This is a genomic window from Bradyrhizobium sp. USDA 4011 (assembly GCF_054063415.1).
Genome location: NZ_JBSSGG010000001.1, coordinates 5,244,255 through 5,267,883 on the forward strand (window position 1 = coordinate 5,244,255; position 23,629 = coordinate 5,267,883).

The 23,629-nt window shown below is 62.4% G+C and carries 21 protein-coding genes and 1 pseudogene; 9 read left to right on the forward strand and 13 right to left on the reverse strand.

Annotation, left to right across the window (positions count from 1 at the left end; translation table 11 throughout):
- Positions 1–573 precede the first annotated feature (573 nt).
- The 13 genes from ACVW1C_RS24515 to ACVW1C_RS24575 all read right to left on the reverse strand — a co-directional run bounded on the left by ACVW1C_RS24515 (position 574) and on the right by ACVW1C_RS24575 (position 12,754).
- Positions 574–885 carry a cytochrome C oxidase subunit IV family protein gene (locus ACVW1C_RS24515; RefSeq protein WP_456760597.1) on the reverse strand — a complete coding sequence of 104 codons (312 nt, stop codon included), beginning with the start codon at positions 883–885 and terminating at the stop codon, positions 574–576.
- Complete coding sequence (locus tag ACVW1C_RS24520) at positions 882–1,526, reverse strand: cytochrome c oxidase subunit 3 family protein (protein WP_456760598.1); 645 nt, start codon at positions 1,524–1,526, stop codon at positions 882–884. The genes ACVW1C_RS24515 and ACVW1C_RS24520 overlap by 4 nt, the downstream gene beginning before the upstream one ends.
- The gene (locus tag ACVW1C_RS24525) at positions 1,523–3,196 is read right to left on the reverse strand and encodes a cytochrome c oxidase subunit I (RefSeq protein WP_456760599.1); all 1,674 of its coding nucleotides are present in this window, start codon (positions 3,194–3,196) and stop codon (positions 1,523–1,525) included. The genes ACVW1C_RS24520 and ACVW1C_RS24525 overlap by 4 nt, the downstream gene beginning before the upstream one ends.
- Positions 3,193–4,152, reverse strand: a complete 960-nt coding sequence (gene coxB, locus ACVW1C_RS24530) for a cytochrome c oxidase subunit II (RefSeq protein WP_456763161.1) — start codon at positions 4,150–4,152, stop codon at positions 3,193–3,195. The genes ACVW1C_RS24525 and coxB overlap by 4 nt, the downstream gene beginning before the upstream one ends.
- Positions 4,149–4,922, reverse strand: coding sequence for an SCO family protein (locus ACVW1C_RS24535; protein ID WP_456760600.1), 774 nt, complete (start codon positions 4,920–4,922; stop codon positions 4,149–4,151). The genes coxB and ACVW1C_RS24535 overlap by 4 nt, the downstream gene beginning before the upstream one ends.
- A complete protein-coding gene (locus ACVW1C_RS24540; RefSeq protein WP_456760601.1) occupies positions 4,919–5,329 on the reverse strand; it encodes a hypothetical protein in 411 nt (136 codons plus the stop codon). Before ACVW1C_RS24540 ends, ACVW1C_RS24535 begins: the two co-directional genes overlap by 4 nt.
- On the reverse strand, positions 5,319–6,392 hold the full coding sequence (locus ACVW1C_RS24545; RefSeq protein WP_456760602.1) for a hypothetical protein: 1,074 nt from the start codon (positions 6,390–6,392) through the stop codon (positions 5,319–5,321). The genes ACVW1C_RS24540 and ACVW1C_RS24545 overlap by 11 nt, the downstream gene beginning before the upstream one ends.
- Positions 6,389–6,910, reverse strand: a complete 522-nt coding sequence (locus ACVW1C_RS24550) for a c-type cytochrome (protein WP_456760603.1) — start codon at positions 6,908–6,910, stop codon at positions 6,389–6,391. Before ACVW1C_RS24550 ends, ACVW1C_RS24545 begins: the two co-directional genes overlap by 4 nt.
- Entirely contained in the window at positions 6,910–7,437 is a 528-nt protein-coding gene (locus ACVW1C_RS24555) for a DUF3341 domain-containing protein (protein ID WP_456760604.1), read from the reverse strand. Before ACVW1C_RS24555 ends, ACVW1C_RS24550 begins: the two co-directional genes overlap by 1 nt.
- Positions 7,434–8,801, reverse strand: coding sequence for an NrfD/PsrC family molybdoenzyme membrane anchor subunit (gene nrfD / locus ACVW1C_RS24560; RefSeq protein WP_456760605.1), 1,368 nt, complete (start codon positions 8,799–8,801; stop codon positions 7,434–7,436). The genes ACVW1C_RS24555 and nrfD overlap by 4 nt, the downstream gene beginning before the upstream one ends.
- Complete coding sequence (locus tag ACVW1C_RS24565) at positions 8,798–11,656, reverse strand: 4Fe-4S dicluster domain-containing protein (RefSeq protein ID WP_456760606.1); 2,859 nt, start codon at positions 11,654–11,656, stop codon at positions 8,798–8,800. The genes nrfD and ACVW1C_RS24565 overlap by 4 nt, the downstream gene beginning before the upstream one ends.
- Complete coding sequence (locus tag ACVW1C_RS24570; protein WP_456760607.1) at positions 11,644–12,297, reverse strand: cytochrome c3 family protein; 654 nt, start codon at positions 12,295–12,297, stop codon at positions 11,644–11,646. Before ACVW1C_RS24570 ends, ACVW1C_RS24565 begins: the two co-directional genes overlap by 13 nt.
- Before the next feature lie 178 nt (positions 12,298–12,475).
- Positions 12,476–12,754 (reverse strand): DUF4396 domain-containing protein, encoded by a 279-nt coding sequence (locus ACVW1C_RS24575; RefSeq protein ID WP_456760608.1) that lies wholly within the window; start codon positions 12,752–12,754, stop codon positions 12,476–12,478.
- 329 nt (positions 12,755–13,083) lie between these two features.
- Here ACVW1C_RS24575 and ACVW1C_RS24580 point away from each other — a divergent pair, with 329 nt between their 5' ends.
- From ACVW1C_RS24580 to ACVW1C_RS24620, 9 genes and pseudogenes are all read left to right on the forward strand, one after another.
- Positions 13,084–14,859: a thiamine pyrophosphate-requiring protein gene (locus ACVW1C_RS24580; protein ID WP_456760609.1), complete on the forward strand. Its 1,776-nt coding sequence runs from the start codon at positions 13,084–13,086 to the stop codon at positions 14,857–14,859.
- Between the two features lie 2 nt (positions 14,860–14,861).
- Entirely contained in the window at positions 14,862–15,959 is a 1,098-nt protein-coding gene (locus ACVW1C_RS24585; protein ID WP_456760610.1) for an enolase C-terminal domain-like protein, read from the forward strand.
- Positions 15,877–16,947, forward strand: a complete 1,071-nt coding sequence (locus tag ACVW1C_RS24590; RefSeq protein ID WP_456760611.1) for a hypothetical protein — start codon at positions 15,877–15,879, stop codon at positions 16,945–16,947. The genes ACVW1C_RS24585 and ACVW1C_RS24590 overlap by 83 nt, the downstream gene beginning before the upstream one ends.
- Entirely contained in the window at positions 16,940–17,602 is a 663-nt protein-coding gene (locus tag ACVW1C_RS24595; protein WP_456760612.1) for a gluconate 2-dehydrogenase subunit 3 family protein, read from the forward strand. The genes ACVW1C_RS24590 and ACVW1C_RS24595 overlap by 8 nt, the downstream gene beginning before the upstream one ends.
- Complete coding sequence (locus ACVW1C_RS24600) at positions 17,592–19,292, forward strand: GMC family oxidoreductase (RefSeq protein ID WP_456760613.1); 1,701 nt, start codon at positions 17,592–17,594, stop codon at positions 19,290–19,292. The genes ACVW1C_RS24595 and ACVW1C_RS24600 overlap by 11 nt, the downstream gene beginning before the upstream one ends.
- Complete coding sequence (locus ACVW1C_RS24605) at positions 19,267–19,710, forward strand: PPC domain-containing DNA-binding protein (RefSeq protein WP_456760614.1); 444 nt, start codon at positions 19,267–19,269, stop codon at positions 19,708–19,710. The genes ACVW1C_RS24600 and ACVW1C_RS24605 overlap by 26 nt, the downstream gene beginning before the upstream one ends.
- Before the next feature lie 32 nt (positions 19,711–19,742).
- Positions 19,743–20,020 (forward strand): annotated as a pseudogene (locus ACVW1C_RS24610) (sensory rhodopsin transducer).
- 250 nt (positions 20,021–20,270) lie between these two features.
- On the forward strand, positions 20,271–21,329 hold the full coding sequence (locus tag ACVW1C_RS24615) for an SDR family oxidoreductase (protein ID WP_456763162.1): 1,059 nt from the start codon (positions 20,271–20,273) through the stop codon (positions 21,327–21,329).
- Positions 21,313–23,106 carry a glycoside hydrolase family 15 protein gene (locus ACVW1C_RS24620; RefSeq protein WP_456760615.1) on the forward strand — a complete coding sequence of 598 codons (1,794 nt, stop codon included), beginning with the start codon at positions 21,313–21,315 and terminating at the stop codon, positions 23,104–23,106. Before ACVW1C_RS24615 ends, ACVW1C_RS24620 begins: the two co-directional genes overlap by 17 nt.
- The last annotated feature ends 523 nt before the right edge of the window (positions 23,107–23,629 follow it).

The window sequence follows — 23,629 nt, forward strand, 5'->3', positions numbered from 1 at the left end:
GTCGATTGCTGCTGATACCAGCACAAATACCAGCAGGATGACGCACGGCATTCGCCAACAAAAATAAAATAGCAGGCTTCCCGCAGCGGGCACGCCGATGTCATTCCGGACTTCACAATCGCGCAGATCGGAATCGAACCCGGCTCTGACTGAACCTCTGGAGGGATCAACCGCGGGATTAGTCTCAGCTGTTCGAGCGGGATGATCGAAATCGCGGGTTGACTCCCATTCTCTCTGGGACGCCACAGCACTCCTGTGCATCCGATTGTTCGATTCGATAGCGATAGTCGCCGGAAGAACTGTATTTTTGATCGTGGCTTCGAACCGGGTTTCAAGGCGTCAAAGTTGTGATATGAGACCGCCCCGCAATCCGTGATCCTGCAAGGTGTGCAGAGCAACCGATCGCGAGCCGACCGGACCGGCAATGCCGGCATTCGGCTGGCAGACGACGCGCAGGTCGCTGCGGTCGCCACCTATGTCCGCGACGTCTACGGGAAGAAAGCGCCGCCGGTGAGCGAAGCCGACGTCCGCAAGGCGCGTCGTCGCTCGCGGCGCGGGCCGACTGAACGCCTATTAGGTAGTGGTCATCCGCGTCAATATATCGGCCAAGGTGAGCGCAAACAGAGCGGCCAGAAACACCACGCCGGCGAAGGCCGTCAGGCGGACCAGCGGCTTCGATTTCGCCAGTTCCATGAACAGCAGGATGACGAGACCGGATTTTACGAACGCGATCACGATCCCAGCGACCGTCGTCATCCGTCCCATCGGTACGTAAGAAAGCCCCAGGCTGAGCAGGAGCAGAGACAGGAGCACAGCCCAGATCATGCCGTTGCGGAGCCAGAGTTGCCGGGCGCTGACGCGAGGTGCGGCGTTCGCTCCGCTCATGACGCGCGTCCCGGCAGATAGATCAGCGGATACAGAAAAATCCAGATCACGTCGACGAGGTGCCAATAAAGCGCGGTGACCTCGATCTCCGGATTTTCGCCGATCTGAAGCTTTTCGAGATAGCCCAGCAGCGCCAGCCGCGTGACCAGGACGATGCCGATGGTCAGATGTATTGCATGTACGCCGGTAATGAGCCAATAGAGTCCGAAAAACAACTGTGCGCCGGCGTCATGAACGGCAAAGCCCGCGCCGGGCACCAGATGTTTCTCGATGTCCTCCTTGTACTCGAACGCCTTCACGACCAGGAAGGCTATCCCGAGTGACGCGGTTGCGGCGAGGCACCATATGACGAGGCGGCGAAACACGCGGCCGACGGTCGCGGCCTGCGAAGCCACCGCCATGGTGAGGCTGCTGGTCAGCAGGATCGCGGTGTTGATGGTGCCATACCAGATGTTGGTCGCGCGCCCGGCGGCGGCAAAGGCCTCGGGATGATCGATCCGGCAAACCGTGTAGGTCAGCATCAGTGCGCCGAAGAACAGCACTTCGCTGGCGAGAAACACCCATATCCCGAACTTGCCGGCGCCACGCTGCCGTTCGAAATTTTCCCAGGGTTCTCGAAGCAGTCCGGATGTGTCGGTCATGGGACTTCCCGCGCGTTCTGGACCTCCGGTGGATCGAGGCCGGCCGATTGTCCCTCGGCGTGATAATCGTACGGGCCGCGGTCGACGCGAGGCTGCCAGTCGAAGTTTCTCGGGGGCGGAGGCGAGAATGTGGTCCATTCGAGACCGGTCGCCCCCCAGGGATTTTTGCCGGCGCGTTCGCCGTAGTAGAGCGACCACGCGAGATAGCCGAGCGGCAGAAGATAGGCGACGGCCAGGATGGCCGCGCCCGACGACGACATCACGTTGTAGATCTGGAATTCGGGCGGATAAGTGTGATAGCGCCTGGGCATGCCGAGATAGCCGGCAAAAAACTGCGGCAGAAAGGTCATGTTGAATCCGGCGTACATCAGGATCGCGGCAAACCGGGACCATGATTCCGGATACATCTTGCCAGTGATCTTGGGCCACCAGAAATGCAGGCCGGCAAAGAAGGCCGACACCGATCCGCCGACCATGATGTAGTGAAAGTGCGCGACAACGAAGTAGGTATCGGTGACGTGGATGTCGACCGGAATTGAGGCGAGGAAAAGGCCCGACAGCCCGCCGGTCGTGAACAATCCGACGAAGCCGAGCGCATACAGCATCGGCGCCTCAAAACTGATCTGGCCGCGGTACAGCGAGGCCGTCCAGTTGAACACCTTGATGGCCGACGGCACCGCGATGATGAAGGAGAGAAAGGAAAAGATCAGGTTGGCGTAAGGCGACTGGCCGGACACGAACATGTGGTGTCCCCACACGAAGAAACCAATTCCGGCAATCACGAGCATCGCATAGACCATGAAATCATAGCCAAAGATGCGACGGCGCGCGAAGCAGGGGATGATCTCGGAAACCACGCCCATCGCCGGCAACACCATGATGTAGACCGCGGGATGCGAGTAAAACCAGAACAGGTGCTGGAACAGGATCGGGTCGCCGCCATTGGCCGGATTGAAAATCGGCAGTCCCAGCCATCTTTCAGCGATCACCAGCAGCAGAGAAATCGCCAGCACCGGCGTGGCGAGCACCATGACGATGGAGGTGGCGTAGATTGCCCACACGAACAGCGGCAGACGGAACCAGGTCATTCCGGGCGCGCGCAGCATATGCGTCGTCGCGATGAAGTTGACCCCGGTCGCAATGCTGGCGAAGCCGACGACAAAGACCCCCGACGCCGCGGCGAACACGTGGCTGTTCGAAAACATGGTCGAGTAGGGCGTGTAGAAGGTCCAGCCGGTATCGACGCCGCCGGCGATCAATGCGTAGACCGTCAGCGCGCCGGCCGCGATGGTCAGATACCAGCTGAACAGATTGAGCCGGGGGAACGCGACGTCGGGCGCACCGATCATCAGCGGCAACAGGAAGTTGCCCAGCGTGTTCGGGATCGACGGCACCAGGAAGAACCACACCATGACGATGCCGTGAAACGAAAACAGTTTGTTGTAGGTGTCGGAAGTCAGCAGCCAGCCGTTCGGCGTGAAAAGCTCCAGCCGCACCAGCGTGATCGCGATGCCACCCATGAAGAAGAAAATCGAGATCGTGATCGCATACAGGATCGCAATGCGCTTGTGGTCGGTCGTGATCAGCCACGACTTCAGCGTAATGCCGTGGCTCAGATAGTCAGGGCGTGGTGGCAGCGGCAGGTCGCCTGTCAGCAAGGCATCCGTCACTTCGCTGCTCCATCGGTTTGGCTTCGGCTCGGCAACGCCAGGGAACGGATATAGGCGGTCAGGCCCTGCACTTCGCCATCATCGAGCAAGCCCGCATAGGCCGGCATGATCGGCTCGTAACCGGCCACAACGTCGCGCTTGGGCTGCAGAATGGAATCCCTGATGTAGCCGTCGTCAGCCTTCACCCGGCGCCCGTCGGAAAGCGGGACCGTGGTGCCATAGAGCCCGGCGAGTTTGGGCGCATGTACGCTGGAGGAATCGGCGTGACAGCCCGAGCAGCCCTGCGCGACAAACAGTCTGGCCCCTTCATGGGCGAGGTCGTCGCCCTCGGGCTGCCTGTCGAGCCAACTGGCGTAGTCTTCCTGGCGCATCACCACGATCCGGCCGCGCATCATGGAATGATCGGTGCCGCAATATTCGGCGCAAAGCAGCGGAAAGACGCCGGTCTGGGTGGCCCGAAACCAGATTTCGGTATTGCGGCCCGGTAGCACATCCTCCTTGACGCGGAAAGCCGGAACGAAGAACGAGTGAATGACGTCCTGCGAAGTCATCACCAGCCGCACCGGCTGGTCCACGGGCACATGCAGCGCGTTGATCTCGCGTGCGCCATTGGAATGCTGGGTCTTCCACATCCATTGTTTGGCGACGACATGTATTTCGAGTGCATTCGCGGGCGCCGAGAGGCCGGAGAGATCGGCGGACGCCGCCCACCAGAACAGGAATACGAACAGGAGCAGCGTGGCGGAGGTCCAGCCGATCTCGAATTCGCGGCTGACGATTTCAGGCAACGGTCCACGTTCGGCGCTGGATCCGCGCCGGTATCGGACCGCCAGCACGACGATGAGAACGAATACCGCGAGCATGGTCAGGCCAGTCAGCACGAGCAGACCATAGAAGATGTGATCGACGCGCACGGCGTGGGTGCTGGCTTCGGGAAGGCTGAACACCGGGTTCATGCCGAGGGCCCGCGCCTGGCGGATCGCCACAGCATCAAGCCGAGCGCGGAAATCAGGATCGCTACGGTCAGTGCGCCGCCGATCTGGAGCAATGTTGCGATCTGGCGGGTGTAAATGCCGTGGACCGCGTCAAAACCGTAGCACAGCAGCGCAATCCGGCCGGCAAGGCCCCCTATCTTGCCGCCGCCGGCTTCCAGCAGCGCCAGCCGCAAATCCGTCGGCTGCAGCGCCAGGCTGGACAGGACACGCGACACCCGGCCGTCTGCCGCAAGCGTGACGAAGGCGGCGGGATGGGCGATGGCGTCATTGCTAGGATCGCGCTGGAAGCGGTAGCCGATCGAATTCATCAGGGAATCGATCGCTTCGTTGGTGCCCGTCAGCACGGAGACGCCCGGCCCGCCGACCTGGCCCGAGCTGAAACGGCGAGCGTCGTCGATGCTGTCCCTGGCATCGATGCCGACCACCAAAAGGCTGTAGTCGCGACCGGCCCGGAGTCCGGTTTCCCCCAGCGCGCTTGCGGCGATCGACAGCGCCGGTCCGCAGAGCTGCGTGCAGGTAAAGTCCGCTGGCAGCAGCAGCGTCGGGCGGCCGGCGATAGCATCGCCGAGCGAGACGTCGCGTCCGCCAAGATCCTTAAACACCAGAGAGGTCGGCACCCGGGCGTCCGGAGGCGGCGACAGCGTCACCTGCTTGATCTGCGCTTCGGTCAACCCTGCCAGCGCCATCGCCGGCCACAGCGCCAGGAGAATGATGAAAATAGTGACCCTCACGGCCGGGCTCCGGCTTGACCGTTGGCGGCGGGCTCGGCCGGCGGCGGTTCGAGCGGGTCATAGGCGTGGTCGCCGCGCGCTGCGACAATCCTCATGGCCTCTGCGATCGGCATGCGCGCGATGCCCTTGGAACGGTCGACCCAAGCGTAACCAGAAAGCGCCTTGCGCTGTTCAAGTTCAAATCGTTTCAGATCGTCCTGCGGCTTTATTTGCAACGCCGGCGCGGGAAAGGCGCGTTCGGCCGCCGGCCTGAAAGCGCCCGGCGCGCCGGCTCTCAGGTAGAAAAACAAGCCCGTCATAGTCAGGGCGACGAAGGACAAAAATCCGGCAACCGCGATCACGACAACGCCGCTCGCCACGTCCGGGGATTGCGGGATGCTTCGCGCGCCCATTTCATCATTCGGCATCCCCGGCCTCCAACAACCGAACGAGGGCAGGGAAGGTCAGATACGAAGCCAGCAGCAGAACGGCGATGCCGGCGCACGCGGCGGCCATGACGGAGAGCGGATCGTCGAACGCCGGAACCAGCAGCCAGACGAAATGCAGCACCGTGCCGAACAGGATCATTGCGGCGGCGATGCGCAATCCCTGGCGGCTTTGGCGGATACGCTGCACCAGCAGCATCGCGAATGGCAGCAGCGCGCCTACCGCCAGCGCCGTGATCAAGACCGATATCCAGCCGTGGTTCGAGCGCTTCAAAAACCACGCCGCCTTGTCGGGCAGATCGCCATACCAGCCGACGACGAAGGTCATGAATTCGAGATAGACCACGCCAAGCAGGGTAGCGATCAACAGTGCGCCAAGATCGCCTGCCACCTTGCCCTGGATCGTTGGGGGCCCAATCAGCGCGGTGACCGCGAGCGCCATCAATAGCTGCTGGATGGCGATCATGGCGGCGAAGGCCGTAGCAACGTAGTGCGGCTCCAGCGACAGATACCAGTCGACCGCGACAAGGCTGATGCTCAGGCCGAAGAGCGCCAGCCCGAGGCCGGCCAGCAAACGGCTGCCCAGGCCGGCCGTAAACGCGACCGCAAGAACCGACCAACCGGCAAGCGCGATCAGGCCGCGCAGCGAAAAGGATATGGCGTTGAGATACCAGCCGGCGACGTCTACTGGAACTGCGGTCGGATCGGCGGCCCACGGATAGATCAAACGCAGGCCAATCAGGATCGGCAAGAAGCCGGCGATCAGGAATGGCGTGATCGCGGCGGCGGAACGCAGCACCGGCGCGACGGCGACGCCCCATTCGCCTCCGGTCAGGCGATGGATCATCAGCCAAATCAAGCTGCCGACCGGAACCGAACCGGCGATGGCAAACGCCACCAGCCAGCCGCGCAGCAGCGGCTCGAACGGTTTGAACCATCCAAGCACCGCGAGCAGTCCCGTGGCTGCGAGCAGCACGGCAATGCCGACGGCAAGCGGCCGGTCAGCGAGCGCGCGCTTCACCAGCGTGTTGGCTGCGGCGGTCATGGCAGCTTGTCCTTGAGCTCCGGCTCTCCGGCAAGCCTGGCGGTCCGGGATTCCTGTAGCGCCCGAATATAGGCTACGATCGCCCAGCGGTCGCGCGGCTCGACCCGCGCGCCGTAGGCGTACATCACGCCATAGCCATGACTGATCACGTCGAAAAAATGCTGCGCCGGCGCGGCCCGCAGCCGGGCGGAGTGGTAGGACGGCGGGGCAGGAAAACCGCGGCGCACAATCATGCCGTCTCCGTCTCCGGACAGCCCGTGACACGGCGAACAATAGATGTCGTAGCGTTCCTGGCCGCGCGCGAGCAGGGACGCATCGACCTTCGGCGGCGTCGCAATTTCCTCGGCGCGACTGAGATCGCCTTGGGCCACGACGCCTGCCGGCAACGCTTGCGCCTCCGTACCGTCGGGAAACAATGCGGCCGGCGCGTAAGTGTCGTAGCGCTTTTGCTGCGTCATCGAGATATCGTTGCAGCCCGCCAGCAGCAGCGCAGTCGAAATGCTAAGCCATGCGCGCATCATGGCTGATGGACCTCCGTCACCACGACCGCGCCCGCGGCCTCCAGCAGATGGCGGAGGTTGAGCGTGGGCTCGTCGTCGGCCTCGGGGGCCGCGAGCAGAAAAAACCGGTCCTGCGTCGCGCGTTCGAAGCCGGGAATTTCGAACAACGGATGATGCAGCCGCGGCAGGCCGCAAGACCAGAACAAGACTATGACGCCGCACAGGGCCGCGGCAAACACACCCACTTCAAAAGGCACCAGCCAGAACACCTGCCACGAATTCAGCGGCCGGCCACCGCTGTTGATCGGGTAATTGATCACGGCGCTGTACCACTGAAGCGCGAAAGCAAAGGCGGCAACCGTCAGGCCACCCGCCAGCATCACCGGACGAATGGAGGATGTGCCGACGGCCAGTTCCTCGGCGAGGCCCTCGACCGGGTAGGGGGTAAATGCATCCAGCGCGCGGAAGCGTGCCTGCTTCAGCTGCGTCAGCGCGCGAGACAACGTTTCGGGATCGCGGAATTCTGCCAGCAGCGGACCTGTCATGCCGCGCCCTCCCGATGCGCGAGTTCGCGCATGTCGAACATTGAAACCACCGGGACAAGGCGCACGAAGAGCAGGAACAGGAAGGCGAAAAGGCCGAGCGGTGCGATCAGGAACGACCAGTCCCAGAAAGTGAAATGGAAGGAACGCCACAGGCTCGGCATGTAATCATGCGAGAGTGTGTTCCAGATGATCAGGATACGCTCCAGCCACATTCCGATGTTGATGCCGATGGCGACCGCGAACAGCGCAGGCAGCGACCTGCGGACCGCGGGAAACCACAGCGCTTGCGGCAGCAGCACGTTGCAGAACAACAGCGCCCAGAACAACGGCGCGTAAGTGCCGGTGAATTCGAACGCCACGAGGCTGCGGTCGCTGTGTTCGCCGCCATACCAGCCCATGAACCATTCGGTGGCGTAGGAATAACCCATCACGATCGAAGCCATCAGCAGGATCTTGCCCATGACGTCGAAATGCCGTCGCGTGATGATGGCCTGCAGATCGAGGCCCCAGCGAAACGCCAGCGCGAGCACGACCACCATGGCGAAGCCGGAATACATCGCGCCGACCACGAAATAGGGCGGGAAGATGCCTTCCTGCCAGCCCGGCATCAGGCTCGCGGCAAAATCCAGCCCGACGATCGAGTGCACCGAGCAAACGAGGGGAACGCCGAGCGCGGCCATCGTGGTATGCAGCGTCTGCAGCTTGCGCCAATGACCGGCCGATCCGCGCCAACCCAGCGCAAACGCGCCATAGAGTAGTTGTCCGGCGCGCGTCCGCGTGCGGTCGCGCATGGTAGCAAGATCGGGGATCAGGCTGACGTACCAGAACAGGATCGAAAACAGGAGATAGCTGACGATCGCCCAGAAATCCCACACCAGCGCGCTTCGCCACTGTGGCCAGAGCGCCATCGTGTTGGGGTAGGGGGCAAGCCAATAGGCGTAGATCGGTCGGCCGAGATGGATGATCGGCATGATGCCGGCGATCGCGACCGCGAACAGTGTCATCGCTTCCGCGAACCTGTTAATCGACCCGCGCCACTGCTGCCGCGTCAGCAGCAGCATGGCCGAGATCAGCGTGCCGGCGTTGCCGATGCCGATCCACCAGACGTAGTTTGCGATGGCGACGCCCCAAACGATGGTGGAGTTGATGCCCCAAATCCCAATTCCCTGGTCGAACAGCCAGCCGATCGACCCGAAGAACCACAGCACGAAAGGCAGGCTCGCAAGCAAAGCGAGCCACCACGTCCTGCCGGCGGGTTGAAATAGCGGATCGGCGACGGCCTGGGTGATTTCGACGTCACTGACCTGCTGCGCGGCGATCCAGCGATGCGGCGGCGGCAGCTGTTGTTCGAGCACCGCGCTCATGTGCCGCCCTCGTCGAAGCCCGGCGCGGGATTGCGGACGTCCGCGAGATAAGTCGTGCGCGGGCGCGTCCCGAGATGCTCGAGCAGCGCGTAGTGACGCGGGTCGGCTCGCTGCTGGTTGACGATGGAATCCTTTCGGTGGAGGTCGCCGAAGCTGATCGCGCCGGTGGGACAGGCGCTCTGGCAGGCGGTCCTGACTTCGTCCGCGCCGATCGGACGGTCGTCGCGTTCGGCGGCGCGACGCGCGGCGCTGATGCGTTGGACGCAGTAAGTGCATTTCTCCATGACGCCGCGAGCGCGCACCGTGACCTCGGGATTTCTCTGCGCGCGGTATCCCTCGAAACCGAGATTGGCGTATTCCTGGCCGTCCGCGTACCCGAAGAAGTTGAAACGGCGCACCTTGTAGGGACAATTCGCCTCGCAGAAACGCGTGCCGACGCAACGGTTGTAAACCTGCAGGTTGAGACCTTCGCCGTCGTGAACTGACGCGGCCACCGGGCAGACCGGTTCGCAGGGGGCGTGCTCGCAGTGCATGCAGGGCACCGGCTGGAATCCGAACTGCGGATTTGTCTCCGTCCCATGGTCGTAAACATCGACGCGCAGCCAGTGCATGTCACGGCCGCGCGCGACCTCCTCCGGCCCGACCACTGCGACATTGTTCTCGGCCTGGCAGGCAACGACGCAGGCGTTGCAGCCGATGCACACCGCCGCATCGATCACCATCGCCCAGGCATGCCCATCGTCTGGCTTGGGCCGCTCGGGCAGCAGACTTGGCTTCTCCTGCCCGACATGCCGTTGCGGCTTGGCGGTGTCGGCAAGGTCGCGCAGGGGATAGAGCTCGCGGACATCCGTGGCGGCGCGGACCACATTCTGCGTGGTGAGAATTTCCTCCTGTCGGCCGGTCTTGTCGATCGTCACACCGGGTATGGCCCAGGGATGCGCGGTTATCCGCAAGGCAAAGGCGTTGACGCCGATGCCGTTGCCGATCGCTCCGGCCTTGCGCCGCCCGAGCCCAATCGTGAGACTCATGACACCTTCGGCGACGCCAGGCTCAACGATGACAGCGGCCTCGAGTTGCCGTCCGTCTGACGACAATGTGACGACATCGCCGGTCTTAATGCCGTGTGTTCCGGCGTCCTTCGGGTTGAGTGCCAGCGCATTGCCCCACACCTGCTTGGTCAGCGGCTTCGGGCATTCCTGCAGCCAGGCATTATTGGCGAACGAACCGTCCCACAGGCTGGGATCGGGCCGCAAAACCAGCGTCATGCCTGTGCCAGGGGCAGCTGGTGGAGCAGGAGCGGCAAGCGCGGGCTTGCCGACCGCGACGGCCGTGGCGGCAGCGGCAATGACGCCGTCATGCAGCCCGCGGGTCCACCATGCCTCGAAATCGTTTCCCCCTTGCGAGCGCCACGTCTCGCGCACCAGGGCGTAGGGCGCGGCGTCGTCGCGACCTGTAAGCAGGGCCAGCAATTGGTGGCCGGTCCAGCTCCGGAACAACGGCCGAATCAGCGGCTGAACGAGACTTGCGGTTCCGTCAGTGGCGCGCAAATCGGACCAGCCTTCAAGTTCATGGGCTTGTGGGATGTGCCATGTCGCGAGAGCTGCGGTTTCGTCCGCATAGCATCCCAAGTGCACTCGGAAGGCCGCTTTGGCCGCGCGCTCGGCAAATTCCAGGTCGGCGGCCGCGTCATAGCCGGGATTTACGCCGATCATCACGAGTTGATCGACGGCGCCGGCATCGAGATCATGGGTCAATTGAGCCAGCGTGCCGGCGCTACGTCCGCCGGGCGTTTTTTCGATTTCGACCACATCGATTGGCGCTTCCAACTGGGCGTTGATCCAATGCACCAACGCATGCGTCTCGGAAGGAAGCGCCGGGCCCGCCAGCACGACGGCTCCGCCGCGGTTCGCCGACAAGTCGGCGGCCGCTTGCTTTGCGACGCGCATCGCCTGATCCGGAAGCGATGCCTCGCGAAGCTCGGCGCCCATCGCGCGGGCGAGCGCGATCGCCACTTCGGTCATTAATTCGGGCCGAAGGGCGATCCGATGGTCTGCGCTGGCACCGGTCAACGTCGGCGCTGCTTCCACGCAGTAGATGCGCGAAAAGCCGTCGTCCTGCGGACGGCGGCGCGCAGCGAAGCCACGGGCATTTCTGAGTTGGTCTGGACCGTGGCCCAACGGGTCGGCGTCTAGCGCCAGCACCACGCGCGCCTTATCGAGTTGCGGAACAAACCGGAGCGTTCTTCCAAACGCCAGCACCGCGCCGGCTTCCGCGTTGTCCTCGTCGATTGGCTCGTAAGCGTGCCAACTGGCTTTCGGAAAGCGTTGCATCAGATCGTCTATCTGGCGCAATAAGGTCGGAGAGGTGACACGGCCCGTTAGCAACCGAAGACCCTCGCCGTTGCGCTGCTGCGCGCGCTGCAGTTGCGCTTGCAGCGCCTGCCGGAATGCTTCAGATGAGGCAATCTCGCCATTCTGGAGAATGGCACGTGAGCGATCAGGATCGTAAAGCGACAGCACCGTGGCTTCGGCGAATACGTCGGTGGCGCCCAGGCTGGCCGGATGCCGCGGATTACCGTCCACCTTGATGGGGCGGCCGTCGATCGACGTGACGATCACGCCTCGGCCGAATCCGGAGAGCGACAATGTGGTCGCGAATTTCAGCGTTTCGCCGGGGACCACGCGTTCTGGCATTTTCACGTAAGGGATGATCTCTTCCGCTGGTTTGCTGCAGCCGGCAAGCCCGCTTGCAATTCCCGATGCCAGCAGGTTCAGCGCCTGACGGCGGTTCAGCGCCGCAGGGCGGCGGACAAAGAATCCTGATCCCTTGACGGGCAGTTCGTTCACCGGTGGCATATCGAGCAATCCGTCAGGTGATCGATCCGAATATGATACGCCGCCATCAACTGCCGTCCGGACTTGTCGCGGTCGCCTTCCGGCTTCCAGTCGGGATCGAAAACGGCCTCGGGCGGCCGGAGCGCGCTGGCCGGATCGCGATGACAGTCGAGACACCACTGCATGGTCAACGGCGCGGCCTGCCGGGTCAGCTTCATGTGATCGATCGGGCCGTGACAGGTGGTGCAGCCGACGCCTTTGGCGGTATGGATCGAATGATCGAAATAGACGTAATCGGGCAGCTCGTTGACGCGCTGCCAGTGGATCGGCTTGTTTTCGGCAAGGCTCTCGCGCACCGGCGCCAGCATCTCGGCGTTGGTCCAGATTTGGGAATGGCAGGTCATGCAGGTTTCCGTCGGGGGCAGGCCGGCGAAACGCGCCTTCTCGACCGATGTGTGGCAATACCGGCAATCGAGGCCCAACCCGCCGACGTGATGTTCGTGGCTGAACGGCACGGGTTGGTCGCGGGTGACGTTCTGATCCGTGATGTGCGGTGAACGCACGATCTGGTAGCCCAGTCCAACCGCTAACACCGGCAAAACTCCCAGAGAGGCCAGCAACAGCGTGGCGATCGTGTCGGTTCCGGGACGGAAGATCTGCATGCATCCGTCTCTGACAGTGGCGACCCTGCGAACGCGCCTTCCGCGACCTACGCTCGAACTCCGGCAAGAGCCCGTCCGGCACGGGAACAATCGGCCGAGTCCCAACGGACTTTATGCCGCAGAGTTCCAATTGAGCGAAAAGATCGACCTGACCCGAGGCGCGGGATCCCGGCAACGCTCACATCTTTTCCTTCAGACCGGTCCGCAGCAGCCACCAATTAACCGGGTAGCTCGTCAGAAATCCGAAGATCATTGCGACCTGCATTGTCGACCAGAACTCGGGCGTATCAGCCTTTAGTTGAAGCCGAGCAGGTGATGAATATCCAGAAATGTGCGACGGCCATGAAGCCGTCATGTCGACCTGCGACGCGGTGAGGGAAAGCGTGTCGGCCTTTATGGCGGGCCCAGATGCCCTGCGCCACGCCAGGTGACGCATCAGTAAGTGGCCAGACCACATTCATGATCCACATCCGCCGTGGATATTGCCCCTCATCGGCAGCAATCACGATGGCGCAGCCGAATCCAAGCCCGATCAGCGCGAGTGAGGTGACGTGCAGCCAAGCGGAAAGCACGCGCACCAAGGCGCGCACCTTACGTTCGTTCCTTACTACATTGTCTGACTGTCGCGGATGGTCGGGTCGTCCGCTGCGGGCTGGCGACCGCCGAGCGATCGGCTCGGTGAAAATCCGTTCATGATTGCAACGTTTCATTCCGGGCAACGTTGGCAGTGCATCAAGGTTTGTATGGATTCGGACGCGATAATTCCGCGCCTCGTGGAGAAAACGCATGAACGTCAGCGAGTTTGTTTGGCAGCGATTATCCGAATGGGGACTGCGGCGGGTTTACGGTTATCCGGGAGATGGCGTCGGCGGTCTCGACGTCGCGCTGGAAGCGGCGAAGGACAAGATGGAATACGTGCAGGTCCGTCACGAGGAAATGGCGGCCTTCATGGCGTCGGCACATGCGAAGTTCACCGGGCAGGTGGGCCTGTGTTACGCGACCTCGGGGCCCGGCGCGATCCATCTCTTGAACGGGCTTTATGATGCCAAAATGGACCACGTGCCGGTTGTGGCGCTGGTCGGCCAACAGGCCAGAAGCGGGCTTGGCGCCAGCTATCAGCAGGAAGTCGATCTGCAAAACCTGTTTCAGGACGTCGCCGAATACGTCGAACAGGCGAGCGTGCCGGAGCAGGTCCGGCATCTGATCGACCGCGCGGTGCGTATCGCGCACAACAAGAAAGCGGTCACCTGCGTCATCCTGCCCAACGACCTGCAGGAACTCAATTACAAGGATCCGCCGGTGGCGCACGGCGCGACGCATACCGGTGTCGGCTACGCAGGACCGGCGAAGCTGCCGGAGGAAAGCCTGCTTCGCGCAGCCGCCGACGTTTTGAACACCGGCAACAAGGTTGCCATGCTGGTTGGGGCGGGCGCGCTTGAGGCGACCGACGAACTCATTGCGGTGGCCGAGCGACTGCAGGCCGGCGTCGCCAAGGCGCTGCTCGGCAAGGCCGCGCTGCCGGACGATCTGCCTTTCGTGACGGGGTCACTCGGCTTGCTCGGCACCAAGCCAAGCTGGGACCTCATGAAAGGCTGCGACACTTTCTTAATGATCGGCTCCGCGTTCCCGTACAGCGAATTCCTCCCCCAGCCGGGCAAGGCGCGCGGCGTACAGATCGATATCGACGGCAGTCGGCTGAGCCTGCGCTATCCCATGGAAGTGAATATGGTCGGCGACAGCGCCACCACCCTGCGCGCGCTGCTGCCGATGCTCACCCAGAAGAAGGAATCGGCCTGGCGCCGCGGCATCGAGGACGGCCTCCGTCGCTGGTGGCAGACGCTGGAGGAACGCGCAATGGATTCGGCTGAACCGCTCAATCCGCAGCGGGTATTCTGGGAGTTGTCCCCCCGGCTGCCTGACAACGCCATTATCACCGCTGACTCAGGATCGGTCGCAAATTGGTATGCGCGCGACCTAAAGATGCGGCGCGGCATGAAGGCGTCGCTGTCAGGCGGACTGGCCTCGCTGGGCGCGGGTACGCCCTACGCGCTGGCCGGCAAGATGGCTTATCCCGACCGCACCGTGATCGCCTGCATGGGCGACGGGGCGATGCAGATGAACGGCCTCAATGTGATGATTACCATTTCGAAATACTGGAAGAAATGGTCGAACCCCCACCTCATTGTTCTCGTTCTCAATAACCGCGATCTCAATCAGGTCACGTGGGAAGAGCGGATTCAACTGGGCGCGGGCAAAACCGAGTCGACCCAGAGCATTCCGGATTTTCCCTATCACAAATACGCCGAGTTGCTCGGACTCAAGGGCATTTTCGTCGACAACCCAGATCGGGTGGGCGCGGCCTGGGACGAGGCGCTGGCCGACGATCGGCCGGTCATCCTGGAAGCTTATACCGATCCCAACGTGCCGCCGTTGCCGCCGCACATCACTCTGAAGGACGCCAAGAATTTCGTCAGCATGATTCCATCCGAACCTGAGCTCGGCAGCGTGTTGCGCAACAGCGCCAAGGAATTGTTGACGAGTGTTCTTCCCGGAAAGAGCTAACGATGACGGCCGGAGTTTCGATCGACGGTGTGCGCGCGCAAGCGTTCGAGATTCCGACCGACAAGCCGGAAGCGGACGGGACGGTTGCATGGAATTCGACAACACTGGTACTCGTCGAGGTTTCCGCCGGTGGTGAGACCGGGTTGGGCTACACCTATTCCGGAACTTCGATCGTCGGATTGATCAGCGGCAGGCTGGCGTCAGTCGTCAAGGGAAAGGACGCTTTTTCCCCACAGGCCGCTTGGCTTGAGATGCAGCGTTCGGTTCGCAACCTCGGGCGGGAGGGCCTCGCCGCAAGCGCCATCTCCGCCGTCGACGCTGCTATCCACGATCTGAAGGCGCGATTGCTCGGCCTACCTTTATTCAAGATGCTGGGTAGCTACCGCGACAGCGTCCCGATCTATGGCAGTGGCGGCTTCACGACCTATTCGGACCGCGAACTAGAAACCCAGCTGGGCGGTTGGGTCGAGCGGGACGGTTGCAGCTTCGTCAAGATGAAAGTCGGTTCGCAGCCGGAGAAGGATATCGGCCGGGTAAAGACCGCCAAACAGGCGATCGGCGATCGCGCGACATTGTTCGTCGATGCCAATGGCGCTTATCGCGTCCGGCAGGCGCTCCAATTTGCCGATGAGTTCTCCCGACAGGGCATCGGCTGGTTCGAAGAGCCCGTCAGTTCCGATGATCTGGCGGGACTGCGCGCGACGCGGCAGCGCGCTCCGGCTGGAATGGAAGTCGCCGCGGGCGAGTACGCGTACACGATCGACTATGTCCGCGGAATGCTGGAAGCGCAGGCGGTCGATGTGCAGCAGGCCGATGTGACCCGTTGCGGCGGCGTGACCGCCTTTCTGCAGATCGCGGCGCTCTGCGAGGCCTTCCATACCGACCTGTCGGGGCATTGCGCGCCGGCGCTGCATTTGCACGTGGCCTGCGCATCGCCGCGGTTGCGTCACCTCGAATGGTTTCACGATCACGTCCGGATCGAACACATGCTGTTTGACGGCGCGCCCGTCGCCAGCGATGGCGAAATTCGGCCTGATCCTTCGCGACCCGGCAATGGTCTCCGCTTCAAGCACCGGGACGCGGCTCGATACGCCGTATAGGAAGCGCATGATCCGACCGAGCAACAGCGATGTCTTGGCAAGCGCCGGTGTGGCGCTGGCTGGCATGGTGGTGGGCGCCGCCCTGCTTGGAGGAACGCCCCTTCGCAGCGGCGACGGCCGGAGGCGATACGCGGTCGCGATCCGGCCTGTTCGCTCACCGAAGAAATCGGCGACGGTCCATGCGGCCCGGCGTCTCAATCGCGCCGCCGGCACGCTGGCGGCTTCCGTGCTCGCCGACAGTGGCGTCGAGCACTACCGTGGCTCATTCAAGAACAAGGCGATGTTTATGCCCCTGATCGTTTCCGCCCTGACGCTCGGCGTCAGCCTGCATGGCACCGCCGACATGCGACCGGCGGCGCATCGACTGCGCGACACGACCTATCTGCTGGCGGCTGCCACCGGTCTGATCGGCACCGGTTTCCATATTTACAACGTAGGCAAGAAGATCGGAGGCTTCAGTTGGCAGAATTTCTTCTATGCCGCGCCGCTCGGCGCGCCGATGGCCATCCTGCTGTCGGGTCTTGTCGGGTTCTGCTCGGAACGGGTTCGCGAAAGCGAGCCGGGCACGCGGCCCGAGATATTCGACCTGCCGGCGGGCCGTGCGCTGGCCGCGGTCGTCGGGGCCGGACTGCTGGGCACGACCGGCGAAGCTGCGCTGTTGCACTTCCGTGGTGCATTTCACAATCCCTTCATGATGCTTCCGGTGACGCTTCCACCGGTCGGTGCGGCGATGCTTGCGTCGGCCGCGGCAGGCGGACCCGGACGTGAGCACCGCTTCACGCGCTGGTGGATGCGCATCCTGGCCGCGATGGGTTTGGCCGGCGTTGGTTTCCACGCCTACGGCGTATCCCGAAACATGGGCGGCTGGCGCAACTGGAGTCAGAACATCCTCAACGGGCCGCCGCTGCCGGCGCCGCCCAGCTTTGCGGGGCTTGCGCTCGCCGGTCTTGCGGCGCTCGGCCTGATGAGGGATCATCCCGATGCATGATCCCGTCGACGATATCCCAAGCCGCTATCCCGGCTATGACGTCCTGTCGAAGCGCCAGAGCCCGTCGTGGAACGAACAAACCCGCCGCGTCGTGACGCGCAGGCTGGCACTCGGCGGTCCGCCGCGCTTTTTCAGCGACGACGAATTCCGGACGGTCATTGCGATCGCGTCCCGGATTGTGCCGCAGCCCACCGTACGCGCACCAATTCCGGTGGCGTCGCTAGTGGACGACAAATTGGCGAGCGGCAGATCCGACGGCTATCGGCTGGCGGGGATGCCGCGGGAGCCCGACGCCTGGCGGCTTGGCCTGCAGGCGCTCGATGCCGAAGCCATAGGTGCCTATGGCGAACATTTCCAACGCCTCGCAACTGGTTTGCAGGACGCGCTGCTGGCGCGCATGCAGCGTGGAGAGCTGAAATCCCCAGCGTGGGGCAGCATGACATCGAAGGACTTCTTCAAGAAGCGTATGGCGCGCGACATCGTGCTCGCCTATTACGCACACCCTACTGCATGGAGCGAGATCGGCTGGGGCGGCCCCGCAAGTCCGCGTGGTTATGTCCGCCTCGATTTCAACGAACGCGACCCCTGGGAGGCCGCCGAAGCCGCGAATGGCGACGACGCCTCGGTTCTCGGGATCAATCGCAATGTCGGATAATCCCATGGAGCACCCACGCGCGCGACGCGGCCGGGCGCCGGACGTCTTTCGGCCCGGCGCATGGATGCCGATGCGGGAATACGCGCAAAGCGAGACGGTCGACTTCGCGATCGTAGGGACCGGAGCCGGCGGCGGCACATTGGCGTGCAGGCTGGCGGAGCAGGGATTTTCGGTCGTGGCGCTCGATGCTGGTCCATACTTCCGGCCGCTCGAAGACTTCGCGTCTGATGAAAGCGAACAGACCAAACTGTACTGGACCGACGACCGCATCGTCGACGGCGAGAACCCATTGCAGATGGGCAGCAACAACAGCGGCAAGGCGGTCGGCGGCTCGACCGTGCATTTCGCGATGGTATCGCTGCGCTTCCGCCCCGAGTGGTTCAAGTCGCGCAGCTTGCTGGGTTATGGCGCGGACTGGCCGCTCGATTGGCGCGAGATGTGGAACTACTACACCGAGGTTGAGCAGGCCCTGAACATCGCAGGCCCCGTTAGTTATCCCTGGGGGCCGCATCGCCCGCGCTATCCCTGTCGTGCGCATCCGCTCAACGCCCCCGCGCGGGCGCTCGCCAAGGGCTGTGAGGCGATGGGCATTGCCTGGACGGAAACGCCGCTGGCGACATTGTCTTCGCCGCGTGGCTTGGCGCATCCCTGCGTATACCGCGGCTTTTGCGTCACCGGTTGTTCGACCAACGCAAAGCAGAGCGCACTGGTGACGTGGATTCCGCGCGCGATCGCGGCCGGAGCGGAGATTCGGGATCTTGCGATGGTCGGCAGGATCGAGACCGACCACGCGGGGCTGGTCACCGGCCTGCATTATCATCGCGAGGGTGCGTGGCATTTCCAGAACGCGCGCAATGTCGTCGTGGCTGGTTACGCGATCGAGACGCCAAGGCTGCTGTTGAATTCGGCCAACGGCAAGTTTCCGGATGGTCTGGCCAACAGTTCCGGGCTGGTCGGGAAAAACCTGATGGCGCAATCGAACCAGGCCGTTTGGGGCGTGATGGATCAGGAGGTCCGCTCGTACAAGGGTCCGCCTTCGCTGGCCATCACCGAGCACTGGAACTACGAAGACAAGGGCAAGGACTTCTTCGGTGGCTACAGCTACATGAGCCAGGGGCCTCTGCCGCAATTATGGGCCCATACCCAGATGGCTGCGCACGGCCTCTGGGGCTCGCGGCTGATGACCGAGATGCAAAACTATAACCACGTCGTCGGTCTCAAGATCGTCGGCGAGATGCTGCCGCAAGAGTCCAATCGCGTCACCCTTGCCGACGAGGTCGATCAGTATGGCCTGCGGATCCCGCGCATCACTTATTCCTGGTGCGACAACGACAAGCGGCTCATCAACCATTCGCTCAGATTCATGACCGAGGCGCTACGCGCGGTGGACGCCCGAAACATCTGGACGCAGGATGACGACACCTGCCATCTCAACGGGACGGCGCGGATGGGAAGCGATCCGTCATGCAGCGTGGTCGATGGCGATTGCCGCAGCTGGGATATTCCCAATCTCTGGATTTGCGATGGCTCCGTATTCCCGACCGTCGGTGGCGCCAATCCATCCCTCACCATTCAGGCGATCGCGTGCCGCACCGCGGATCGCATACAAACACTCAATCGGCGTGGCGAGCTTAATAGCACGGCAGATTCACGAGGAGGATACCATGCAGCACAAGCTTCTGCACGATAATGCCGGCCAACGAATATTCGCGATTATTCTTGATGCCGGAGATGAGGCCATGGATCGGTTGCAATCGTTCGTCGCCGATCAACATATCTTCGCTGCTCAATTCACTGCGATCGGCGCATTTAGCAACGTTGTCCTGAAATATTTTGATTGGGAAACGAAGAAGTACCTGGACAATCCCATCAACGAACAAGTCGAGGTTGCCTCGATGATTGGCGACGTCGCAGCTTCACCATCCGGGAAGCCGGCGTTGCACGTTCACCTTGTGGTGGGAAGGCGCGACGGGAGCGCCATGGCGGGGCATCTGGGCAAGGGTCACGTGCGGCCAACCCTTGAGATTATTCTGACAGAAAGTCCAGCGCATCTGCATAAAGCCACCGACCCGGAGTCGGGTCTGGCACTCATAAGAGCGGATAAGTGACATGAAGGCATTTGGCCGCAGAGTCAGCAATTTTGGAGGGCCACATTCCAAGCAGCAGCGTTAGTGACGCGCATGACCTCGTATCGCACGAAGCGGCTTGTCTTCTCAATACCGGCGATCGCGAAGCTGACATAACGATCACCTTGTTTTTCAACGACTGGAATCCAGTCGGACCGTATCGTCTCAAAGTCGGGTCAAAGCTTCATATGCGATCGACGACTTGAGAGATCCGGCCCCGGTGCCCCGTGATACCAGCTATGCCTCTCTCATTGAATCGACCGAGCCGATCATTATTCAACGCACGTCTTGATTCGCGTCAGCCTGGAATGGCTATGCTCTCGACGGTCGCATATTCAGAGGGTGCATAGGACGGTGTCAGCCTTCGGAAGCGTCGGCGAGCACAAGAGGCAGTCATTGACGGGGACAATAATTCTTTCGTCCTTGTAATGCATGCCGGTACGAACTTTCGGAACGGAATGCGCTGGATCGGCTTAGTTCTATGAACAAGCCCGCTGACGCGTCCTCCTGCTCGGCACCTCCGATGTAACACCATGAGTTTAATACAGACAGCTCCTCCCGGGATCGTGGCTATTACCGGCGCATCGGCCGGCGTAGGCCGCGCTATCGCGCACCGCTTTGCCCGCGCCGGCTGGCGGATCGGATTGATCGCGCGCGATGCCGGTGCACTCGAAGAAGTCAAACAGGAAGTCGGGGAACTTGGCGGTAGCGGTTTCGTCGCGGCGGCAGACGTTGCCGACGCCGACGCTGTGTTTGTTGCCGCGGATCAGATCGAGAATGCCCTTGGGCCGGTTGATGTCTGGATCAATGACGCCATGGTCACGGTGTTTGCGCCGGTGTGGCAGATGACGCCCGAGGAATTTCGCCGAGTGACCGAGGTGACTTATCTCGGCCAGGTCCACGGCACTTTGGCGGCGCTGCGTCACATGCGTCCCCGCAACCACGGCAAGATCATCCAGATCGGCTCGGCGCTGGCGTATCGGGGCATTCCGTTGCAATCCGCCTATTGCGGCGCCAAGCACGCGATCCGCGGCTTTACCAATTCGCTGCGAACCGAACTGATTCACGACCGCAGCGCAATCGAGCTGACCATCATGGAATTGCCCGCGGTCAATACCCCGCAATTCGACTGGGCGAGAACCCGCATGCCCTTCCAGCCCCGGCCGGTCGCGCCCGTGGTTGAACCCGAAGTCATCGCAGGCGCGGTGTTCGATGCGGTTCGCAATCACAAACGCGAATACTGGATCGGGCTGAGCACACTCAAGGTCATCTTGGGCAATATGGTGTTGCCGGCGTTCCTCGACCATTATCTCGCAAGGGCGGCATTCGGTGGGCAGGAGACGTCGCAGCCGGTTTCCGCCGACCGTAAAGACAATTTGCTCGCGCCTGTTCCTGGGCTGCATCGGACCCGCGGCCGATTTGATGAGGAAGCCAAGGACCAGGCGTTGGTGACGAGCGGCCCGCTCGTTCGCGTCGGGCCCCTGATGATTGGCGCCATCCTGTTGTTTGCGACGGGCATGTTGACCGCGGCATCGGCGCGGCGCCGCAGGCCGGCACGTTATCGCCCGCCGCGTCAGAGGGGCCATGGCGAACCCTATTGAGGACTACGCCGCGATAGGTAATTGCGAGACGATGGCGCTGGTTGGCCGGGATGGCTCGATCGACTGGCTGGGCTTTCCCCGGTTCGACAGCGCCGCCTGCTTTGCCGCGCTGCTGGGCGATGCCCAAAACGGCCGCTGGCTGCTGGCGCCGACAGCGACGTCGTCGCAGGTCGCAAGGTGCTATCGGGGCGACACGATGATTCTAGAAACGACGTTCGAAACGCCGGATGGCGCCGTTTGCGTGATTGATTTCATGACGCGGCGTGAGGGCGCGTCGGACCTGGTCCGGATCGTCAAGGGTCTTCGCGGTCAGGTCGAGATGCATACCGAGCTGATCGTGCGGTTTGAATACGGCTCGGTGCTTCCCTGGGTGTTGCGGCGGGACGATGGCCGGCGCGAGATCACCGCGGGGCCTGACAGGCTAGTGCTCGCCGCCGAAACGCCGCTGCGCGGGCGGGATTTTCGCACCGTCGGAAAATTCAAGATCGAGGCAGGCGAGCAAATTGGTTTCATGCTGACCTGGTCGAGATCCTATCGTGCCGTACCGGAAATCCGTCACGTTGACGAAGCCTTGGCAACGGCGGAATCGTTTTGGAAAAAATGGTCGAAGCGTCGCCAACCATGCCCCGAGTGGTCCGACGCGGTGATGCGGTCACTGTTGGTCCTGAAATCGCTGTCGCATCGCGAGACTGGCGGCATCGTTGCAGCAGGGACCACCTCCTTGCCGGAAAAAATTGGAGGAAGCCGCAATTGGGACTACCGGTATTGCTGGCTGAGAGACGCCACCTTCACGCTCTATGCGCTGCTCGGCGCGGGTTTTGTCGAGGAGGCTAGGGCTTGGCGCTCGTGGCTGCTGCGGGCGGTTGCCGGCAGCGCCAAGGACCTGCAAATCATGTACGGCGTTGGCGGTGAGCGGCGGCTTGAGGAATATGAGGTTTGCACGCTGAAAGGCTACGAAGCCTCGTCTCCCGTACGGGTAGGGAACGCCGCGGCGAAACAGATCCAGCTCGATGTCCATGGCGAGCTTTTAGACGCGCTCTTTGTTGCAAGAAAAGCCGGGCTGCATGGCAGCAAGGCGAGCTGGACGCTGGAATGCGGGCTGCTTGAGCATCTCGAAACTATCTGGGATCAGCCGGACGATGGCATCTGGGAGGTTCGCGGCGGCCGCAGGCATTTCACCCACTCTAAGGTGATGGCGTGGGTTGCGTTTGACCGGATGATCCGTTCAGTCGAGGAATTTGGACTCGAGGGACCGGTTGCACATTGGCGTGAGCTCCGCGAGGCGATTCATAGCCAAGTCTGCGAAAAAGGGTTCGATCCCGCGCAGAACAGTTTCGTGCAGTCCTACGGATCGAAATCGCTCGACGCTAGCTTGCTCCTGATCGCCATGGTCGGCTTTCTGCCGGCTTCCGACCCACGTATCCGCGGTACCGTAGCTGCTATCGAAAAAAGTCTGATCCAGGAAGGTCTGGTACAGCGCTATCATACCAGCGAAGGCGCCGACGGATTGCCTCCGGGCGAGGGCGTGTTCCTGGCTTGCAGCTTTTGGCTTGCGGATAATTACGTCCTGCAGGGCAGACTGGAGGAGGCGCGGGCGCTGTTCGAAAAGCTGCTGTCGTTGCGCAATGACGTCGGTCTTCTGGCCGAAGAATACGACCCGATCGAACACAAGCAATTGGGAAACTTTCCACAAGCATTCTCCCACCTCGCGTTGATCAACACGGCACATAATCTTATCAATAAAAACGGAGCGGCGCACCGACGCTCGGCGCGGTGAAAGAAGAGCAAAACGGAGTGATGGCCGTGGGAGTATTGCCAGGGCCAACCGTCACTCAATTCGACAGGCGGGGCATGAGCGCGCTTGCCGCGAAGGTTGAAGAGTGCTGTTGATTGTTCCTTGGCGTCTGCGCTCAGTTTCCGCGGCGACAGGTCGAAGGCGGCGAGCCACACTGGACATAACAATCGGAATGAGTTGCCCGCAACGTTCGGCGAGGGCTCGACTAACGCCCGCCGCGATGAGTCGTCGGGGAGACCGCATTCGTAAGCGTTGAACGGATGGCGAGAGACGACGGTCAGCGGCCTTCAGGGTCGCTTCGGCTGTACTGGGCGGGCATCGCGATGGCCGTCTACGCCTCTCTGCCTCTGCCCGCAAACTTCAAACACGCGATTGCGGTGCGCAGCTGCCGTAAATCAGCGATAGCTGGCTCTATCACGGCCCTCGTTTGGCGATGCAACCTGTCATCATGTGGCGGGCACTCTATTTGTGCTGACTTTATCGATTGGCCTTGGCGAGGGAAGAT

Coding starts and splice junctions, on each gene's coding strand:
- ACVW1C_RS24575 (WP_456760608.1), bottom strand. CDS start 12,754: ATGTGGTCTGGCCACTTACTGATGCGTCACCTGGCGTGGCGCAGGGCA.
- coxB (WP_456763161.1), bottom strand. CDS start 4,152: ATGAACCCGGTGTTCAGCCTTCCCGAAGCCAGCACCCACGCCGTGCGC.
- ACVW1C_RS24565 (WP_456760606.1), bottom strand. CDS start 11,656: ATGCCACCGGTGAACGAACTGCCCGTCAAGGGATCAGGATTCTTTGTC.
- ACVW1C_RS24585 (WP_456760610.1), top strand. CDS start 14,862: ATGACGGCCGGAGTTTCGATCGACGGTGTGCGCGCGCAAGCGTTCGAG.
- ACVW1C_RS24550 (WP_456760603.1), bottom strand. CDS start 6,910: ATGCGCGCATGGCTTAGCATTTCGACTGCGCTGCTGCTGGCGGGCTGC.
- ACVW1C_RS24520 (WP_456760598.1), bottom strand. CDS start 1,526: ATGACCGACACATCCGGACTGCTTCGAGAACCCTGGGAAAATTTCGAA.
- ACVW1C_RS24590 (WP_456760611.1), top strand. CDS start 15,877: ATGGCGAAATTCGGCCTGATCCTTCGCGACCCGGCAATGGTCTCCGCT.
- ACVW1C_RS24570 (WP_456760607.1), bottom strand. CDS start 12,297: ATGCAGATCTTCCGTCCCGGAACCGACACGATCGCCACGCTGTTGCTG.
- ACVW1C_RS24555 (WP_456760604.1), bottom strand. CDS start 7,437: ATGACAGGTCCGCTGCTGGCAGAATTCCGCGATCCCGAAACGTTGTCT.
- ACVW1C_RS24540 (WP_456760601.1), bottom strand. CDS start 5,329: ATGCCGAATGATGAAATGGGCGCGCGAAGCATCCCGCAATCCCCGGAC.
- ACVW1C_RS24605 (WP_456760614.1), top strand. CDS start 19,267: ATGCAGCACAAGCTTCTGCACGATAATGCCGGCCAACGAATATTCGCG.
- ACVW1C_RS24580 (WP_456760609.1), top strand. CDS start 13,084: ATGAACGTCAGCGAGTTTGTTTGGCAGCGATTATCCGAATGGGGACTG.
- ACVW1C_RS24620 (WP_456760615.1), top strand. CDS start 21,313: ATGGCGAACCCTATTGAGGACTACGCCGCGATAGGTAATTGCGAGACG.
- nrfD (WP_456760605.1), bottom strand. CDS start 8,801: ATGAGCGCGGTGCTCGAACAACAGCTGCCGCCGCCGCATCGCTGGATC.
- ACVW1C_RS24545 (WP_456760602.1), bottom strand. CDS start 6,392: ATGACCGCCGCAGCCAACACGCTGGTGAAGCGCGCGCTCGCTGACCGG.
- ACVW1C_RS24600 (WP_456760613.1), top strand. CDS start 17,592: ATGTCGGATAATCCCATGGAGCACCCACGCGCGCGACGCGGCCGGGCG.
- ACVW1C_RS24515 (WP_456760597.1), bottom strand. CDS start 885: ATGAGCGGAGCGAACGCCGCACCTCGCGTCAGCGCCCGGCAACTCTGG.
- ACVW1C_RS24595 (WP_456760612.1), top strand. CDS start 16,940: ATGCATGATCCCGTCGACGATATCCCAAGCCGCTATCCCGGCTATGAC.